At 63.2% G+C, this 17,403-nt stretch carries 20 protein-coding genes and 1 CRISPR repeat array; of the genes, 7 read left to right on the forward strand and 13 right to left on the reverse strand.

The annotated features are described in order from the left end of the window. The first annotated feature begins 63 nt into the window (after positions 1-63). The 3 genes from I6G83_RS09110 to I6G83_RS09120 are packed head-to-tail and all read left to right on the forward strand — an operon-like array spanning position 64 to position 3,307. A complete protein-coding gene (locus I6G83_RS09110) occupies positions 64-1,035 on the forward strand; it encodes an HlyD family secretion protein (RefSeq protein WP_054304826.1) in 972 nt (323 codons plus the stop codon). Further along, the gene (locus I6G83_RS09115) at positions 1,017-2,171 is read left to right on the forward strand and encodes an ABC transporter permease (protein WP_054304827.1); all 1,155 of its coding nucleotides are present in this window, start codon (positions 1,017-1,019) and stop codon (positions 2,169-2,171) included. Before I6G83_RS09110 ends, I6G83_RS09115 begins: the two co-directional genes overlap by 19 nt. Next, on the forward strand, positions 2,168-3,307 hold the full coding sequence (locus tag I6G83_RS09120) for an ABC transporter permease (RefSeq protein ID WP_054304828.1): 1,140 nt from the start codon (positions 2,168-2,170) through the stop codon (positions 3,305-3,307). Before I6G83_RS09115 ends, I6G83_RS09120 begins: the two co-directional genes overlap by 4 nt. A gap of 197 nt (positions 3,308-3,504) precedes the next feature. Continuing rightward, positions 3,505-3,959: direct repeats of the CRISPR family, unit length 28 nt; unit sequence GTGTTCCCCGCGCGAGCGGGGATAAACC. A gap of 5 nt (positions 3,960-3,964) precedes the next feature. Here the strand turns inward: I6G83_RS09120 and I6G83_RS09125 are convergent. Together I6G83_RS09125 and ubiU are read right to left on the reverse strand one after the other, a co-directional pair. Continuing rightward, entirely contained in the window at positions 3,965-4,843 is an 879-nt protein-coding gene (locus I6G83_RS09125) for a U32 family peptidase (protein WP_054304829.1), read from the reverse strand. A gap of 11 nt (positions 4,844-4,854) precedes the next feature. Beyond that, positions 4,855-5,850: a ubiquinone anaerobic biosynthesis protein UbiU gene (gene ubiU / locus I6G83_RS09130; protein ID WP_054304830.1), complete on the reverse strand. Its 996-nt coding sequence runs from the start codon at positions 5,848-5,850 to the stop codon at positions 4,855-4,857. A gap of 251 nt (positions 5,851-6,101) precedes the next feature. On the opposite strand from ubiU, the gene ubiT reads away from it, so the two are divergent. Both ubiT and I6G83_RS09140 read left to right on the forward strand, forming a co-directional pair. After that, positions 6,102-6,623, forward strand: coding sequence for a ubiquinone anaerobic biosynthesis accessory factor UbiT (gene ubiT / locus I6G83_RS09135; RefSeq protein ID WP_041411962.1), 522 nt, complete (start codon positions 6,102-6,104; stop codon positions 6,621-6,623). Continuing rightward, entirely contained in the window at positions 6,617-7,120 is a 504-nt protein-coding gene (locus I6G83_RS09140) for a GNAT family N-acetyltransferase (RefSeq protein WP_054304831.1), read from the forward strand. Before ubiT ends, I6G83_RS09140 begins: the two co-directional genes overlap by 7 nt. Here the strand turns inward: I6G83_RS09140 and I6G83_RS09145 are convergent. After that, complete coding sequence (locus I6G83_RS09145) at positions 7,107-7,400, reverse strand: GIY-YIG nuclease family protein (RefSeq protein ID WP_015670632.1); 294 nt, start codon at positions 7,398-7,400, stop codon at positions 7,107-7,109. The genes I6G83_RS09140 and I6G83_RS09145 overlap by 14 nt on opposite strands. A 602-nt stretch (positions 7,401-8,002) precedes the next feature. Here I6G83_RS09145 and I6G83_RS09150 point away from each other — a divergent pair. Continuing rightward, the gene (locus tag I6G83_RS09150; protein ID WP_054304832.1) at positions 8,003-8,443 is read left to right on the forward strand and encodes a YhbP family protein; all 441 of its coding nucleotides are present in this window, start codon (positions 8,003-8,005) and stop codon (positions 8,441-8,443) included. A gap of 18 nt (positions 8,444-8,461) precedes the next feature. On the opposite strand, the gene I6G83_RS09155 is transcribed toward I6G83_RS09150, so the two are convergent. Then, entirely contained in the window at positions 8,462-8,704 is a 243-nt protein-coding gene (locus I6G83_RS09155; RefSeq protein ID WP_054304833.1) for a non-oxidative hydroxyarylic acid decarboxylases subunit D, read from the reverse strand. Continuing rightward, complete coding sequence (locus I6G83_RS09160; protein ID WP_054304834.1) at positions 8,701-10,152, reverse strand: non-oxidative hydroxyarylic acid decarboxylases subunit C; 1,452 nt, start codon at positions 10,150-10,152, stop codon at positions 8,701-8,703. Before I6G83_RS09160 ends, I6G83_RS09155 begins: the two co-directional genes overlap by 4 nt. 147 nt (positions 10,153-10,299) lie before the next feature. Here I6G83_RS09160 and I6G83_RS09165 point away from each other — a divergent pair, with 147 nt between their 5' ends. After that, positions 10,300-10,941, forward strand: a complete 642-nt coding sequence (locus I6G83_RS09165; RefSeq protein WP_054304835.1) for an NAD(P)H-binding protein — start codon at positions 10,300-10,302, stop codon at positions 10,939-10,941. Here the strand turns inward: I6G83_RS09165 and phnP are convergent. The 8 genes from phnP to phnH are packed head-to-tail and all read right to left on the reverse strand — an operon-like array spanning position 10,871 to position 17,403. Next, positions 10,871-11,686, reverse strand: coding sequence for a phosphonate metabolism protein PhnP (gene phnP / locus I6G83_RS09170; RefSeq protein ID WP_054304836.1), 816 nt, complete (start codon positions 11,684-11,686; stop codon positions 10,871-10,873). The genes I6G83_RS09165 and phnP overlap by 71 nt on opposite strands. Next, positions 11,677-12,237, reverse strand: coding sequence for a ribose 1,5-bisphosphokinase (phnN, locus tag I6G83_RS09175; protein WP_015670647.1), 561 nt, complete (start codon positions 12,235-12,237; stop codon positions 11,677-11,679). Before phnN ends, phnP begins: the two co-directional genes overlap by 10 nt. Next, a complete protein-coding gene (phnM, locus tag I6G83_RS09180; protein WP_054304837.1) occupies positions 12,237-13,373 on the reverse strand; it encodes an alpha-D-ribose 1-methylphosphonate 5-triphosphate diphosphatase in 1,137 nt (378 codons plus the stop codon). The genes phnN and phnM overlap by 1 nt, the downstream gene beginning before the upstream one ends. Continuing rightward, positions 13,373-14,077, reverse strand: coding sequence for a phosphonate C-P lyase system protein PhnL (gene phnL, locus I6G83_RS09185; RefSeq protein WP_054304838.1), 705 nt, complete (start codon positions 14,075-14,077; stop codon positions 13,373-13,375). Before phnL ends, phnM begins: the two co-directional genes overlap by 1 nt. A gap of 15 nt (positions 14,078-14,092) precedes the next feature. Further along, positions 14,093-14,881 (reverse strand): phosphonate C-P lyase system protein PhnK, encoded by a 789-nt coding sequence (gene phnK, locus I6G83_RS09190; protein WP_054304839.1) that lies wholly within the window; start codon positions 14,879-14,881, stop codon positions 14,093-14,095. After that, positions 14,878-15,738: an alpha-D-ribose 1-methylphosphonate 5-phosphate C-P-lyase PhnJ gene (locus I6G83_RS09195; RefSeq protein ID WP_015670651.1), complete on the reverse strand. Its 861-nt coding sequence runs from the start codon at positions 15,736-15,738 to the stop codon at positions 14,878-14,880. Before I6G83_RS09195 ends, phnK begins: the two co-directional genes overlap by 4 nt. Continuing rightward, positions 15,731-16,822 carry a carbon-phosphorus lyase complex subunit PhnI gene (locus I6G83_RS09200; protein ID WP_054304856.1) on the reverse strand — a complete coding sequence of 364 codons (1,092 nt, stop codon included), beginning with the start codon at positions 16,820-16,822 and terminating at the stop codon, positions 15,731-15,733. Before I6G83_RS09200 ends, I6G83_RS09195 begins: the two co-directional genes overlap by 8 nt. Then, positions 16,822-17,403 (reverse strand): phosphonate C-P lyase system protein PhnH, encoded by a 582-nt coding sequence (phnH, locus tag I6G83_RS09205; protein WP_054304840.1) that lies wholly within the window; start codon positions 17,401-17,403, stop codon positions 16,822-16,824. The genes I6G83_RS09200 and phnH overlap by 1 nt, the downstream gene beginning before the upstream one ends.

Raw genomic sequence — 17,403 nt, forward strand, 5'->3', positions numbered from 1 at the left:
GAGACCGACATTGTATGGACCGTCATATTTTCGCCAGCCGCTTACGCTCAGGGAGCTTGATGCATGAATAAAAAGACCTTATTTACCCTGCTGCTGGTGGTGATCGCCATTGCGATGGCGGTATTGTTCCGCTCGCATAATCAGGATCTGTTGCTGCAGGGCGAAGTGGACGCGCCGGAAGTGATCGTGGCGTCAAAAGCCAAGGGACGGGTGGTGGAACGCCTGATTGAACGCGGCGATGACGTCAAGGCCGGCCAGGTGATGATTAAACTGGACAGCCCGGAGCTGCTGGCCCAGCTGCGTTCGGCGCAGGCGACGCGCGATGAGGCCAAGGCGCAGCTCGATCAGTCGCTGCACGGCACGCGCGAAGAGAACATCCGCAGCCTGCGCGCCAGCCTGGCGCAGGCGCAGGCCGAACTGCGCAACGCACAGCATGATTACGACCGCAACCGCAGCGTGGCGGCCAAAGGCTATATCTCCAAGTCCGAGCTGGACAGCTCGCGCCGTTCGCGCGATACCGCCTATCAACAGGTGCAGGACGCGAAGGCCAAGCTGGATGAAGGCATCAACGGCGACCGTATTGAGCTGCGTCAGCAATACGCCGCGGCGCTGCGCGCAGCGGAAGAGAACCTGCTGGAAGTGCAGGCGCAGGCCGACGACCTGCAGGTGAAAGCGCCGGTGGACGGGGAAGTGGGGCCGATTCCGGCCGAGGTCGGCGAACTGCTGAACGCCTCCAGCCCGCTGGTGACGCTGATCCGCCTGCCGGACGCCTACTTTGTGTTTAACCTGCGGGAAGATATTCTGGCGAATATACGCAAGGGCGATAAGGTGAAGCTGCGCGTACCGGCGCTGAAGGATAAGCTCATCGATGCCGAAGTGCGTTATATCGCGCCGCTGGGGGATTACGCCACCAAACGCGCCACGCGCGCCACCGGCGACTTCGACCTGAAAACCTTTGAAGTACGCCTGTACCCGGCTCAGCCGATTGAAGGCCTGCGCCCAGGGATGAGCAGCTTATGGCAATGGAAAGAGTAAGGGCCGGATGGCGCTGCTTCAGCCACGCGTTTAACCGGGAGTGCCGGGTTGCCTTTCGCAGCCCGGTGATCCACTGGCTGGGCTGGCTGTTTCCGCTGATGCTGTTCGGCCTGATCAGCAGCAACTTCTCGGAGGGCACGCTGCTGAACCTGCCGGTTTCGGTGGTGGATAACGATCACAGCCCGCTGTCGAAATCGCTGATCCGCAAACTGGACGCAGGCTCCCATGCTCACGTCGAGGCCCATGACGGCGGGCTGAGCGAGTCGCTGCGCCGGCTGCGCAGCGCGCAGGACTATGCGCTGCTGTATGTGCCGCCGGATCTGGAGGCGAACGCCCTGGCGGGCAAGCAGCCGAGCATCGTGCTGTATTACAACGCTCTGTTCTACGGCGCCGGGCTCTATTCCACCCAGGATTTCAGCGGCCTGATGACGGAAACCAACGCCAGTTACCGCTCGATTATCGCCGCCAGCATGGGGAAAACGCTGCCGCAGCTGGCGGACGTGACGCTTAACTACGGCAGCCTGTTTAACGCCAGCGGCAGCTATATCTATTATCAGCAGTTCGCCGCGACCATTCACCTGCTGCAGCTGTTTGTCGTCACCTGCATGATCTATGTGATGGCGCGTAGCAAGTCGCTGCTGAGCGCGCGGCCGTTCAGCCTGGCGCTGCTGGGCAAGCTGGCGCCGTATACCATCTGCTTTACCACCCTGCTGATGATTGAGATTGCCGCGCTGGTGGGGATTTTCGACGCGCGCGTCAGCGGCAACCCGCTGTTTATGCTGCTGATCGGCTTTTTCTACGTGGCGGCGGCACAGAGTATCGGCCTGCTGCTGTTTACCTTTACCGGCAGCGCGATCACCGCCTACAGCCTGATCGGTATTCTGGTCAGTATTGCGATGACCTACTCCGGCATGGCGGTGCCGGAGCTGTCGATGCCGCTGCCGGCGCGGATTATTTCCAATATTGAGCCGCTGACCCATGCGCTGTACGCGATGTTTGACGTCTTCCTGCGCCAGGTGCCGGCGCGGGCGATTTTCGGCGTGTGCGCGCTGCTGCTGGTTTATCCGCTGGTGACCGCGTTTTTGGTGCGCAACCGGCTGCTGAAGCGGCTGGCTAAGGACGGAGGAGCGCAATGAAGAGCTACTGGCAAACCTTTAGCCGGGTGCTGATCGGCATGCTGGAGCGGCCGATGTGGCTGATGCTGATCCTGTCGCTGTGTGTAATGAGCCTGGTGTACGCCAACCGTTCGGTGTGGGATCTGCCGGTGGGGGTGATCGACCAGGATCACAGCAGCGCCAGCCGTGAGCTGATCCGCCAACTGGACGCCACCTCAAAAGTCGCCATCAAAACCTACGACAGCCTGGAGCAGGCCCAGCGCGATCTGGGCTGGCGCGAGCTGTTTGCGGTGATCATTATGCCGGTGAATCTGGAGAAGAAGATCCTGCACGGCGAGAACATTGTGGTGCCGGTGTACGGCGACGCCACCAACCGGCTGGCAAACGGCCAGATCCAGCAGGACGTGGTGACCGCCTATCAGCAGCTGCTGAGTCAGTACAATACCTCGCTGCTGCTGCGCAGCGGCTTTAGCGAACGGCAGGCGCAGATTATCCTGACGCCGATTCAGGGGCAGACGCTGGACGTGTTTAACCCCGGCATCAGCTTCGCGGCAATCGTGTTCCCCGGCCTGCTGGTCATGCTGCTGCAGCACTCGCTGCTGATCGCCAGCGTACGCGTCAGCATTGCGCTGAAAAGTGCACCGAGCGGCAAACCGTCGATCCCGGTGTACCTCGGCGGCCTGTCGGCGCTGCTGCCGATCTGGCTGTTTTTGTCCATCGTGCTGTTTGTGCTGTGGCCGTGGGTGTTGGGCTACCGGCAGACGGCGAACATTGCGGAGGTGCTGCTGCTGACCTTCCCGTTCCTGTTGGCGGTGCTGGGGTTAGGGAAGCTGGTGACCGAGTGCCTGCGCAGCGTGGAGATGATTTACCTGACGCTGGCGTTTATCACCACGCCGATTTTCTACCTTTCCGGCACCATCTGGCCGCTGCAGGCGATGCCGGGCTGGGTGCGCGCCATTTCATACTGCATTCCTTCCACCTGGGCCACCAAAGCGATCGCCGGGGTGAACCAGATGGGGATGTCGCTGAATGAAGTGGGGAACGACGTGCTGATGTTGCTGCTGCTTGGCGCGGTGTATACCGTGATCGGTATCGGAGTGGGGCTGGCGCATAACAGTGTGGCGCTGCGCAGTCTGTTCCGGAAACGGCGGGCGTAGTGTTGCGGGATAAAGCCTGTTCGGTAAGGTGCGGCAGAAGGTGAGTGATGATCTGCTTGGTACAGCGGCTATTCTGATGGCGAAGTGAAAATAAATTAATTGTTTTTCAATTGGTTATATTTTTCAGATTATCGTGAAAAGTCGGTGGCTTTTTTAAGTGGTAAAAAATCAATATAATTCAATTGGATATATTTAGTGTGTTCCCCGCGCGAGCGGGGATAAACCGGTCGTACCCGGATTATCATCTGCAACAAAAAAGTGTTCCCCGCGCGAGCGGGGATAAACCGGCCGTAACAATAGCCGGAGGACAACGAAATCTGTGTTCCCCGCGCGAGCGGGGATAAACCGTCACCGGTACTCACATCTTAATCTAAGGACCAGTGTTCCCCGCGCGAGCGGGGATAAACCAGCCAGCGCAGTATCGCCGCCATAATAGAAATCGTGTTCCCCGCGCGAGCGGGGATAAACCGGGTGTATTTCAGGCCTGGCGCGCCTGCGAAGAGTGTTCCCCGCGCGAGCGGGGATAAACCGCAGGTCCCTGTGATGGGTGAAGACGGTCTGCAGTGTTCCCCGCGCGAGCGGGGATAAACCGGACATGATTACCGCTGCGTTTATCCAGCAGTAGTGTTCCCCGTGTGAACGGGGATTAACCAGCAGTTACCGCACCAGTTCCAGCCCGGCGACGCGCCGCCAGTAACCGTTGCAGTCGCTGTCGTTGGTCAGCGCCAGCGGCTGCCCGGCATTTTCGTTGGCGCGGAACTGCTCGAGCATCGCCAGCGTTTCCATGCCCTGCGGCGACAGCCGCACGATATCGACCAGCTCCTGCATACCGCTTAGCTCATTACCCAGGTTGTAGCAGTAGCCGCTCATCGTCTGGATGCCGTTGAGCACGAATACCTGCTGGTTTTCCTGTGAGCGCATGGCGCGCCCCTGCGGGTATTTGATGCAGCAGGTTTCGCACTCATCCTTGCCGCGGTTTTCCGAGCGTGCGGTAAAGCAGCGGGCGGAGTAGGCCAGCGGCAGGTGGCCGTAGCCCAGCACCTCTACCTCAAAGCCGCGGCGGAAGCCCAGCTCGGCGCACTGCTCCAGCACCTTGCCCAGCCAGTCGCGGGACAGTTCCACCGGCATGCACCAGCGCGTCATGCCCTGCTTGTGCAGCAGCCGCAGGGTATAGGCGTTGTAGCAGTTCAGTGCGTGACCGGCGACGAACGGCAGGCCGCGCTCCGCCGCCATATTCACCGTACCGAGATCGTTAGCCTCTATCAGAAACTCGCCGTTTTCCACGTAGCGTTTCAGCTCGTTTAATTCGGAAGGCGCCTGCAGCAATGCCAGAGTGGAGAGCACTACCTGCTTGCCGGACTGCGCCACCGCTTTAGCCAGCGCCAGCCAGTCGCCGACCTTCATCTCACGCCGCTTGGTGCAGACGCTTTCACCGAGATAAATAATATCGGCGCTGCTGTGCATCGCCTGCTGGTAAAAGCTCTCGGTCTCGGTTTTCGGCCAGTAGTAGAGCACTGGCCCCAATGCGTATTTCATGCAGCCTCCTGCTATTGCCATTTACGGTGATAGGCGCCGAGCGTGGTTTGAGTGCCTTCAGACATGGCGCCGAGCGCCGTCATCCAGCCGGCGTCGGGCTGGTAGCCAGCGGGGTCGGCGATGCAGCGGTCGATCGCCTGGCGCCAGACGCGCGCCACCTGGCTGACGTAGGCCGGGCTGCGCTGGCGCCCCTCAATTTTTACCGAAGCGATATTGGCGGCCAGCAGCTCCGGCAGCAGCGCCAGCGTGTTCAGGCTGGTGGGTTCTTCCAGCGCGTGGTAGCGCACGTCGTCAACCAGATAGCGCCCTTTGCACAGCGTCGGGTAACCGGCGTTTTCGCCTTCCTGATAGCGGTCAATCAGCACGTCGTTGAGGCGTGATTCCATGCCCTGCGGCGTCTGCTGCCAGCGGACAAAGCGCGCCGGCGAACAGGCGCCGACGGTATTGGGGGACTCGCCGGTCAGGTAAGAAGAGAGATAGCAGCGGCCTTCCGCCATGATGCACAGGCTGCCGAAGGCGAACACCTCCAGCGGCACCGGGCTGGTGCGCGCCAGTTGTTTCACCTGATGCATCGACAGCACGCGCGGCAGCACCACGCGGTGCACGGCAAAGTGGCGCTGATAGAAGCGAATCGCCTCCTCATTGGTGGCGGAGGCCTGCACCGAGACGTGGCGCTCAATATGCGGATAGCGCTCGGCGGCGTACTCCAGCATCGCCAGATCCGCCAGAATCAGCGCGTCGGCGCCCAGCTGCGCCGCCATATCCACCGCGCGCTGCCAGCGGGCGTAGCCGTCGGGGTGGGCGAAGGTGTTGATGGCGATATGCAGCTTACGACCGTGACGGTGAACATACTCCACCGCTTCCTGCAGTTTTTTTTCGCTGAAGTTGAGCCCGGCGAAGTGGCGCGCGTTGGTGTCGTCCTTCAGACCGATATACACGGCGTCGGCGCCGTTATCGACCGCGGCCTTCAGCGCCGGTAAATTCCCGGCGGGACAAAGCAGCTCCATACTGTGATCCTGGTCCAGCGACGAGGCGCTGTGACGGTTGTCGCCGCGGGCAATACGGCCGCAGCGATGTTTAACGGGGGAACAATTTTAGTGAAGTCATACGCAACAGATTTTGATTTGGGGCAGTTTCTGGCGTATTGATAAACAGCGGGGCGTTAGCCGCAATCGCATGATTTGTTGATATAGACCGCGGAAGCCCGGCCGCAATATGGCAAAATAGCGCTAACTGAGTAATGAAGGAGTGGATGACCGTGTTGGAAAAACTACGATCGCGCATTGTGCGCCAGGGGCCGTCGCTGCTGCGCGTGCCGCTCAAACTCACCCCTTTCGCCCTGCAGCGTCAACTGCTGGAGCAGGTGTTGGGTTGGCAGTTCCGTCAGGCGCTCGCGGATGGCGATCTGGAATTTCTTGAATCACGGTGGCTGAAGATCGAAGTGCGGGATCTGGCGCTACAATGGTTTATGACGGTAGAAAACGATCGGCTGGTGGTTCGCCAGCATGCACAAGCCGACGTCAGCTTCAGCGGCGACGCCAACGATCTGATCCTGATCGCGGCGCGCAAGCAGGATCCTGACACGCTGTTTTTCCAGCGTCGGCTACAGATTGAAGGGGATACCGAATTGGGCCTGTATGTAAAAAATCTGATGGATGCGATTGAACTGGAAGCCATGCCGGCGCCGCTGCGTATTGGGTTACTGCAGTTGGCGGAATTTGTTGAAGCAGGTTTACAAGAGGGCGCAGAACCGTCTTCCCAAGTGGTGGCGCCATGCTGATTCGCGTCGAGATTCCGGTAGACGCCGCAGGCATCGACGCTCTGCTGCGCCGCGCCTTCGGGCGTGATGATGAAGCCGACCTGGTGCGCCAACTGCGTGAAGACGGCCAGCTGACGCTGGGCGTGGTCGCCACCGATGACGAAGGCGGCGTGGTGGGCTATGCCGCCTTCAGCCCGGTTGACGTCGCCGGGGAGGACCGCCAGTGGGTCGGTCTGGCGCCGTTGGCGGTGGAAGAGAGCCTGCGCCGTCAGGGGCTGGGGGAGAAGCTGGTTTACGAAGGGCTGGATGCGCTAAACGAGTTCAGCTACGCCGCGGTGGTGGTGCTGGGCGAGCCGGAGTACTACGCGCGCTTTGGCTTTAAGCCGGCGGCGGAGTACGGGCTGAGCTGCCGCTGGCCGGGCTGTGAGCAGGCGTTTCAGGTCTACCCGCTGGCGCCGGACGCGCTGGACGGCGTCAGCGGCACCGTGGACTACGCCGCGCCGTTTAACCGTTTTTAACCAGCAGATAATCCAAAGACAGAGGCGGGTGTGACACCAGCCTCTCTTTTTGCGTTTTACTCAGCTGCTTGACGCGGTATTCCAGCCGCAGCGCCAGCGAACGGTCGCCGACCGCGCAGTGAAAGGCCAACTGCAGCTCGCCTTTGCCGCGCAGCGCCTTGGCGCCTTTACCCGCCTGATGCTGAGCCAGCCGCCGCAGCACGTCGGTGGTGATGCCGGTATACAGCATGCCGCTTGGCAGGCGCAGCATATACAGATGCCAGGTGGTGCTTTCCGCCATTCATTCTTACCTTTGAGCGAGTCATCATCGCGCGGGTTCGCCCCGGGCGGTATATGGCGCCCAGTATCCCCGTTTCGTCTTTTCCTGTCTAACCGGACGATTGTACCGGTAAAAATATATGCAGCCTTTAATTGTTAACGACGAGAAGGTTTTAGTAAAAGTAAGAGGCCTGGTAATAGCGAAATAACTAATGAATTTCAGTAGGGGATATCGGTAGCAGAACTTTTTAGTGATTTCTTTAAATCGAAAGAAATAGGGTTTTGGGGAGTAGTATGAAAAGGGTCCTCGCTATTATCGTTGGGGCAGTGATGGGCATTGTGCTTATATGGTTGGCGTATCCTTATATTTCAGATTGGCTGGTGGGACCGGTTCATGGTGAAGACCAAATGTCCGCGAACTTTGTTCTGCTGCTTGCCGGGCTGGGGATAGGGTGCGTCGTTGGTGGTCTGGCCGGCGGCCTGGCCTATTCCCGTTTGACTAAGGGATAGCACCATAAACAATGCGTTAAGTATTCAGTAGACTTATATTCATTCACTGCCGCACGGGCAGCCTGGACACAATCCGGTGGTAAGATGCTGTTAACAGCCTAAAGGAGAACCCCGGTGGAACAGAGCGAACAACAGCAGCATATCATCCGCTTCCTCAGTAAACAGCACGTGCTGACGCTCTGCGCCGGCAACGGTCTGGACATGTGGTGCGCCAACTGTTTCTACGTGTTTGACGCCGAGCGCATGGCGCTGTGGCTGATGACCGAACCGCACACCCGCCACGGCCAGCTGATGCAGCAGCATGCCGAAGTGGTCGGCACCATTGCGCCAAAGCCCAAAAGCATCGCGCTGATTAAGGGCGTCCAGTACCGCGCGACGGCGCGCATCCTCAGCGGGGAAGAAGAGCAGCAGGCACGCGCCCGCTATTGCAGGCGTTTTCCGGTGGCGAAAGCGATGCCGGCCACACTGTGGCTGCTGAGCCTGCAGGAGGTGAAAATGACCGACAACGCGCTGGGCTTCGGTAAAAAAATGTACTGGCAGCGCGAAAATTCCTAACGTCGGGCAGCGCCCAGGCTAACGGCGTTTGCGCTCCGGAATGACCGGCATAATGCTGAAGTGCGCCATATCCGCCGGGGAAATTTTAAAATGTGCGGGGTATTTGGCCGGGTCGGTAATAAAATCCGGTTCGCTGCTGCGCCAGGTGAAGAAGCAGGTTGCACAGTGGAACACCGTCCAGGCATCTTTTACCGGCGAGTGGCACAGCACCTCCGGCCCGGCGGATTCACAGCGCGGGCACGCGGCGGGCAGCTTATTCATTTCTCCTCCTCCTGTTCCTGAGCGGTTTGCGCGGCCTGAATCAGGACCTGCAGTTTCTCCACCCAGGCCTCGGTGGTGATAGGGTCGTCCAGCCCCTGCTCGAAGCGGCCGTGCGTTTCCGGCGCTTTGGGCGTGGTGGCGTCGATAATCACTTTGCCGGTAATGCCGGCCGGTTGCGACGCCGGATCCAGCGGCAGCACCGACAGCCCGGGCACGGTAATCAGATCAAAGTCGGGGTTGAACTTGGTGGCGATAGCCCACATCACCTGCGGCAGATTAAACGGGTCCACTGTCTCATCAACCACGATCACCAGCTTGGCATAGCCGAGGCCGTGCGGGGTGGTCAGCACGCGCATCCCGACGCCTTTGGCAAAACCGCCGAAGCGGGTGCGGGTAGAAACAATCACCACCAGCCCGTGGGTATACAGCGCGTTGACCGCCACCACCTCAGGGAAGGCCTGCTTGAGCTGCACGTACAGCGGGGCGCAGGTGTTGATGCCGATCAGGTAGTCAACCTCCGTCCACGGCATGCCGAGGTACAGATGTTCGAAGATCGGCCGGCTTCGGCAGGAGATGCGGGTGATCTCCACCACCGGCATCAGGCGGCCGCCGGAATAGTGGCCGGTAAACTCCCCGAACGGTCCTTCGGCCTCGCGCACCCGCGACAGGATGCGTCCTTCCAGCATCACCTCCGAGCTCCACGGCAGGTCGAGACCGCTGTACTCGCTGTAGACGACGGGATAGGGCGCGCCGTTCAGCGCGGCAGCCATGGCATATTCCGACTGATCGTAGAGGATCGGCATCGCGCCGGCGGTGGTGAGCATGGGATCGTTGCCGATGGCAATGGCGATCGGCAGATCGACACCCAGCTCCTCGGCGCGCTGCAGGTGAATGGCGATATCATGCGCCGGCACCGGCTGAATGCCCAGCCGGGCAGGGCCTTTGACTTCGAGGCGATAAATGCCGACGTTCTGACTGGGCCGATTGTCGGCCAGCGACGGATCGCGCGAGATCACGCAGGCTTTATCGATATAAAAGCCGCCGTCGCCGTGGTTGAGGCGAAACAGCGGCAAAATATCGAACAGGCTGACCGCCTGATCGACCACTATCTCCTGCCAGGGGGCGCTGTCGAGCTGCTCGACTTCGCCGGGATAGTTTTGGTAACGGCGTACAAACTCGAAGAACTGACTTTTTAACGGGGTGTTTTTCGGCAGATCCATGGCGATCGCCAGATTGGGCCAGGAGCCGTGCACGTTCATCGCGATGCGCGCGGTGTGATAGCCGTACACGTTTTCAAACAGCAATGCCGGTGAGTCGTCGCCCAGTCTGCTGGCGGCGCAGGCCGCGGCGGCAAGATCCGGTTCGGGACGAACCTGTTCGGTCACGCGCAGTAGTTGCTGCTGGGCTTCCAGCGCGGCCAGGTAGCTACGTAAGTCGGCATACGGCATGACAACTCCTCGGTTTACGTCGCGTGGCGACGTTAGGGGCGGGAACCTGATTGAGTATAGAAGAGCGGCGTATTTGGGCGAGCAGGGCGCGCCGCGGGTTAATCTCTTATACTGAAAGAGTCATAAACGGCCAGCATGGGAGGCATCATGGCACGGGTATTGATAACGGGCGCGACCGGGCTGGTGGGCGGTGAGCTGCTGCGCCTGCTGCTGGCGGACCGACGGGTGACGGCGATTACCGCCCCCAGCCGCCGGCCGCTGCCGCCGGATGACAAACTGACGAACCCGGTGGGCGACGATCTGTTCGCCCTGCTGACGGAGCTGGATCAGCCGGTGGACGCGGTGTTCTGCTGCCTTGGCACCACGCGGCAGCAGGCCGGCAGCGACGGCAATTTTCACTACGTCGACTATACGCTGGTGGTGGAAAGCGCGCTGACCGGTCGCCGGCTCGGCGCGCAGCACTGCCTGGCGGTGAGCGCGATGGGGGCCGACCCGCAATCCACCTTCCTGTACAACCGCATCAAAGGTGAGATGGAGCAGGCGCTGCGCGAGCAGGGCTGGCAGCGTCTGACGCTGGTGCGGCCGTCGATGCTGGTGGGGGATCGCGCCGAGCCGCGCCTGTTGGAACGCGTGGCCCAGCCGCTGTTTAAGATGCTGCCCGGCAGGTGGAAATCGGTCGCCGCCCGCGATGTGGCGCAGGCGATGCTGGAACAGGCGTTCAGCCCCGGCGACGGCGTTCGGGTGCTGGAGTCGGACCGGCTGCAGCAGCGGGAGCCTCTGGCGCACTGAGATCGATGCGCAGGCCGTCGTACGCTAGTTCCACGCCCGGCGGCAGCGGATGGTCCAGCAGCCAGGCGTCGAGCCGGTGGCTGATATGCGTCAGCAGGGTGCGCGGCGGCCGCAGATGCTGCTGAATCTCCAGCGCGCGGGTGAGGTCGTTATGGTTGCGCGGCGCCTGCGGCTGCGGCGGCAGGCTGCAGTCCAGCACCAGCAGATCCAGGCGGACGCCCTCCAGAAAGCGCTGGGTCTCCGCCGGCAGGCCGACGGTGTCGGTCAGGTAGGCCAGCGCGCCGTCGGCGCTCTGGATCAGGTAGCCGTGGGTGATTTTAGAGTGGTTCAGCGGCAGCGGAGTGATGCGCAGCCCGCCCAGTGTCACGCTGACAAACGGCGTCAGCGGCGGCTGAAAGTCCAGAATGCCGGGGTGTTTGAACAGGTCGTCGCAGCCCTGTTCATCGGCCGGGCCGTACACCGGAATGGAATTTCCGCACCCCCAGCGCAAATGAAATAGCCCCTGAACGTGATCCATGTGGTAATGTGTCAGTAAAAAACGCTGAATTTGCCCCGCCGAAAACCGCCTCTCCAATGACGTCAATCCCGCATCAATTAACGTAGTTTCCCCCTGAAAATACAGCATGGCGCTGCATGCGCGCCGACGAAAGGCCGGTTCGTTCCGCGCCCGCCGGCAGATGGCGCATTCGCAGCCGAACGCCGGCACCTGCTGGGCGCCGCCGGTGCCGAGAAAGGTCAGTTGCATGGGTTCTCCTCGCGCCGCAGCGCCGTCAGCAGTTGCAGCAGCGCCGCCAGCGTGTCGCTCAGCGCACCGTTATTATCCAGTCGCAGGCAGTCGGAAGGCACGCTGTAGGCCGCCGCGCGCGCCAGCCGCTGCTCAATCTGCCCGCTGTCTTCGCGCCCGCGCTGTTCCAGACGCCGGCGCAGCACCGCCGGCTCGACCTGCAGGCACAGCGGCAGCAGCTGCGCGCCGTAGCGCTGGCGGGCGTAGGGCAGATAGGCGCGCGAGCCGTTGACCACCACGTCGATCCCCTGCAGCAGCCACAGATCGACCTCGATCCCCAGCGCGTAGCGGGTGTGGTGCGCCTGCCAGTCCAGCGCGAACAGGCCGTTGGCGCGTCGGCGCAGAAACTCACGCTCGCTCAGCGCCACGTGGTTCTCACAGCCGGCCTGCGCCGGGCGGGTGATATAGCGGTGCGCCACCAGCGGTGCGGCGTCCGCCGCATTGCGCAGCGCCGCCAGCAGGCTGTCCTTGCCGGCGCCGGAGGCGCCCATCAGATAGATAAGCTGCGCCATCAGAACACCTGCCGTCCCTGACGCCACACCTGCTGCACGTAAACGTGTTCGCCGTGCGCGCGCGCCAGCACCAGATCGCCGCGCAGCCCCTCGGCAATCGCGCCGCGATCGGTTAACCCCAATGCCCGCGCCGGGTTGCGGGTGACCATCGCCACCGACTGCGGCAGGTCATAACCGTTGCGCGCGTCGGCGGCCAGGCGGAACGCCGCGTCAAGCAGGCTGGCGGGGTAGTAGTCGGAGGAGAGGATATCCAGCGTCCCGATGGCCGCCAGCTGGTGCGCCGCCACGTTGCCGGAGTGCGAGCCGCCGCGCACGATGTTCGGCGCGCCCATCAGCACCTGCAGCCCCTGCCGGTGTGAGGCGCGGGCCGCCTCCTCGGTGGTGGGGAACTCGGCGATCGCGCTGCCCAGCGCGCAGGACTCGGCGACGTGGGCGGCGGTGGCATCATCGTGGCTGGCAAGTGCGATGCCCCGCTCGCGGCAGCGGGCGGCGATGGCCTGACGGTTCGGCGTCGCCCAGCGGGCAGACAGCGCGACCTGCTGCTGCTCATACTCGTCCATCGCGGCGTCGCTCAGGTTATATTTGCCCTGATGGTATTCACGGTATTTGGCGCGCGAGACGAACTGGCGCTGACCCGGCGAGTGATCCATCAGCGACACCAGCGATACGCCCGGCTTATCCATCAGCTGCTCAAACAGCGGCAGCGTGCCGGCGTTGGGCAGCTCGCAGCGCAGGTGCAGCCGGTGTTCGGCGCGGTTCAGCCCGGCGCGCTGGCTGTGGATCACCGCGTCAATCATCTTTTGCAGGTTCTCCAGCCGGTGGCCGCCGTCGCGCACGTCGCCAATCGCCACCGCGTCCAGCACAGTGGTGATGCCGCAGGCCACCATCAGCGCGTCGTGGCTGCTCATGGCCGAATGGGCCGGCCAGTCCACCTTGGGGCGCGGCATAAAGAATTTATCCAGATTATCGGTATGCAGCTCGATCAGCCCCGGCAGCAGCCAGCCGCCTTCGCCGTCCAGCGCCTGCGGCAGGCGGCTGTTGCCGTCGGCGAAGCTGCGGATCACGCCGTCCGCCACCTCCAGCGAGCCGTGCACCACCTGGTCTTCCAGCACCAGCCGTACGTTATTAATAATCATCACGGCGTCTCCAGCGTCTGCGGCGCCTGCATAATATGCAGCCGGTCGGCGACCTGCGCGCGCACCTGGTCGTCATGAAAAATGCCGACGATGGCCGCGCCGCGCTGACGCGCCTGTTCAACCAGCGCCACCACCGCCGCGCTGTTGCGCGCGTCCAGCGAGGCGGTCGGCTCATCCAGCAGCAGGATCGGGTAGTCAACGATAAAGCCGCGGGCGATATTAACCCGCTGCTGTTCGCCGCCGGAGAAGGTGGACGGCGCCAGCCCCCACAGCCGTTGCGGCACGTTCAGCCGGCTGAGCAGCGCGCTGGCGCGCTCGCGGCACTCGTCATGCGCCACGCCCAGCTCCAGCAGCGGCTGCATCACCACCTCCAGCGCGCTGATGCGCGGGATCACCCGCAGAAACTGGCTGACCCAGCCGAGCGTCCGGCGGCGCACCGCCAGGATCTGCCGCGCTTCCGCCTGCGCCATATCGATCCACTCGCCCTGATGCTCCAGCCAGATATGGCCGCTGTCCGGCAGGTAGTTGGCGTACAGCGAGCGCAGCAGGGTGGATTTGCCGCTGCCGGAGTGGCCGTGCAGCACCACGCATTCGCCGGCGCTGACCGTCAGGCTGGCGTCGTGCAGCACCGGCAGTCGCGTACCGTGCTGCTGGTGCAGCACAAAGGTCTTGCTCAGATGTTCGACGCGAATTTTGATCGTCATAGATTCCCCATTCAGTTACGACAGCACGGAAGACACCAGCAGTTGGGTATAGGGATGGTGCGGGTCGTCCAGCACCCGGTCGGTCAGGCCGCTTTCCATCACTTCCCCCTGTTTCATCACCAGCAGCCGGTGCGCCAGCAGGCGCGCGACCCCCAGATCGTGGGTGACGATCACCGCCGCCAGCCGCATCTCCACCACCAGCGTGCGCAGCAGATCCAGCAGCCGCGCCTGCACCGACACGTCCAGCCCGCCGGTCGGCTCATCCATAAACACCAGCTTGGGATGGGTGACCAGATTGCGGGCGATCTGCAGCCGCTGCTGCATGCCGCCGGAAAAGGTGGTGGGCAGATCGTCAAGGCGCGACAGCGGGATCTCGACGTCCTCCAGCCACTGGCCGGCCTGACGGCGGATCTCGCCGTAGTGGCGCTGGCCGACGGCCATCAGCCGTTCGCCGATATTGCCGCCGGCGGACACCTGCGGCCGCAGCCCGTCCAGCGGGTGCTGGTGCACCACGCCCCACTCGGTGCGCAGCAGGCGGCGGCGCGCGCTCTCCGCCATGGCGTACAGATCCTGCTGCTGCCCGGCCTGCGGGCGGTAGAGAATGCGTCCCTGCTGCGGCGGCAGGCGCGCCGAGACGCTTTTCAGCAGGGTGGTTTTGCCGGAGCCGGATTCGCCGACGATGCCCAGCACCTCGCCGGGGTAGAGATCAAAGGAGACGTTGCTGAAGCCTTTGCCCGGCGCGTACAGATGGGTCAGGCGCTCGACCGACAGCAGCGGAGCCTCGTGTAACGGTGTGGTGCTCATGAGTGCGGTGTCTCCGTGGGTGACGCCAGCCGCTGCTGGCAGTAGTCGGTATCTGAGCAGACGAACATGCGGTTGCCCTGGTCATCGAGCACCACTTCGTCCAGATAGCTGCTGCGGGAGCCGCACAGCGCGCAGGGCTGCTCCCACTGCTGGACGCTGAACGGGTGATCGTCAAAGTCCAGGCTGACGACCCGGGTGTACGGCGGCAGGGCGTAGATGCGCTTCTCCCGACCGGCGCCGAACAGCTGCAGCGCCGGCATCATATGCATCTTCGGGTTGTCGAATTTCGGGATCGGCGACGGGTCCATCACGTAGCGATCGTTGACCTTCACCGGGTAGGCGTAGGTGGTGGCGATATGGCCGTAGCGGGCGATATCCTCGTACAGCTTCACCTGCATCACGCCGTACTCCTCCAGCGCGTGCATCTTGCGCGTTTCGGTTTCGCGCGGTTCGATAAAGCGCAGCGGCTCCGGGATCGGCACCTGATAGATCAGGATCTGGTCTTCCCGCAGCGGCGTTTCCGGGATGCGGTGGCGGGTCTGGATCAGCGTCGCCTCGCGGGTGCGCTCGGTGGTGGCGACGCCGGCAACGCGGCGGAAGAAGCGGCGAATCGAGACCGCGTTGGTGGTATCGTCCGCGCCCTGGTCGATCACTTTCAGCACGTCGGCGTCGCCGATGACGCTGGCGGTCAGCTGGATGCCGCCGGTGCCCCAGCCGTAGGGCATCGGCATCTCGCGGCCGCCGAACGGCACCTGATAGCCGGGGATCGCCACGCCCTTCAGGATGGCGCGGCGGATCATGCGTTTGGTCTGCTCATCCAGATAGCCGGGGTTATAGCCGCTCAGAACGTCACTCATGGGGCGTCTCCTGTGCTGATTCGCGGCGCTGCCGCAGGCGCTGCAGCAGTTCCAGTTCCGCCTGGAAGTCCACATAGTGCGGCAGTTTAAGGTGGGAAACGAAGCCGGCGGCCTCGACGTTATCGGCGTGGGACAGCACGAACTCTTCATCCTGCGCCGGGCTGTCGCCGTCTTCCGCGTACTCGTCTTTCTGCAGGGCGCGATCCACCAGCGCCATCGCCATCGCTTTGCGCTCGGCGCGGCCGAACACCAGGCCGTAGCCGCGGGTAAAGTGCGGCGGCTGCGTTTCCGGGGCGACAAAGCCGTTCACCATCTCGCATTCGGTCAGCAGGATTTCGCCGATATCGATGGCGAAGCCCAGCTCCTCCGGCACGATCTCCACCGTGACGCAGCCGCTGCGGATCTCGCCGGCGAACGGGTGGTTGCGGCCGTAGCCGCGCTGGGTGGAGTAGCCGAGCGCCAGCAGAAAGCCTTCATCGCCGCGCACCAGTTGCTGCAGACGCGCCGAGCGCGGGCAGGGGTAGACCGGCGGCGTGCGGGTGATATCCGCCGGCGTGCTGCCGTCGTCCTGTTCCGCCTGCGCCAGCTGCTGCCGGCTCAGCAGGCTGAACACGTGCGGGCAGGGTTCTTCCGGCGCGGCGTCGGCGCTCTGCGGCGCGGCATCGGGCGCGTCGCCGTTTGCCAGCAGCGTAAAGTCCAGCAGTCGGTGGGTGTAGTCATAGGTCGGGCCGAGCAGCTGGCCGCCGGGTAAATCCTTATAAATCGCCGAGATGCGGCGTTCCAGCCGCATTTGCTCAGTGAGTAACGGCTCACTGACGGCCAGGCGCGGCAGCGTGGTGCGGTAGGCGCGCAGCAGGAAAATCGCCTCCACCAGATCGCCGCTGGCCTGCTTAATCGCCAGCGCCGCCAGTTCGCGGTCGTACACGCCGCCTTCTGTCATAACCCGGTCCACCGCCAACCCGAGCTGCTGCTCCAGCTGTGCGGCCGTCAGCGCCGGCAGCGTCGGGTCGCCGCGGCGCAGCTGCTCCTGCAGCCGGTGCGCGGCCTCAATGGCTTTTTCGCCCCCTTTTACGGCTACGTACATCAGCATTCCTCCAGATGAGTGGTGCGCGGGATGGCCAGCAGCGTGTCGCCGCAGGTCAGAATCACGTCCAGCCCGAGCGGGAAGGGCTGCGGCCGCGCCAGCAGATAGCGGCGCAGCGCCTCCGGCAACGGCGGCGCGATGGTGCGGCTATGGGCAATGCCGGGGCCGCTCAGCCGCAGCGGCGCGCCGCTCTGCAGATCGGTGAGCTGGACGATCAGCGTTGCGCCTTGCTCCGGCGCCAGCTCATCGCCGTGCGGCAGTGCCTGCAAATCCGCCGGCTGCAGGCGGTGGTCGGTCACGGCGAATACCGCGTCCGCCGCCGAGGAGGCCTGCGGCGCGCCGGTATGGAAACGAAGGTTAGTCAGCACCTGCTCACTGCTCAGCGCCGGGCCGAGCAGGAGCGGCGTTTCGCCGTCGGCCAGCGTCAGCAGGGTGGCGGTGGTGGCGGCATCGAGCGGCGGCCACTGCGGCGCGTCCGTCAGCCGCACCGTGACGCCCGGCTCGCTCAGCGCTTTCAGGATCAGGCGGAACGTCTGCTGCGCCTGCGCCACCGGGCTGGCGAAACCATTCAGTAAGCTCAT

The organism is Serratia rubidaea (assembly GCF_016026735.1).
GTDB lineage: Bacteria > Pseudomonadota > Gammaproteobacteria > Enterobacterales > Enterobacteriaceae > Serratia_B > Serratia_B rubidaea.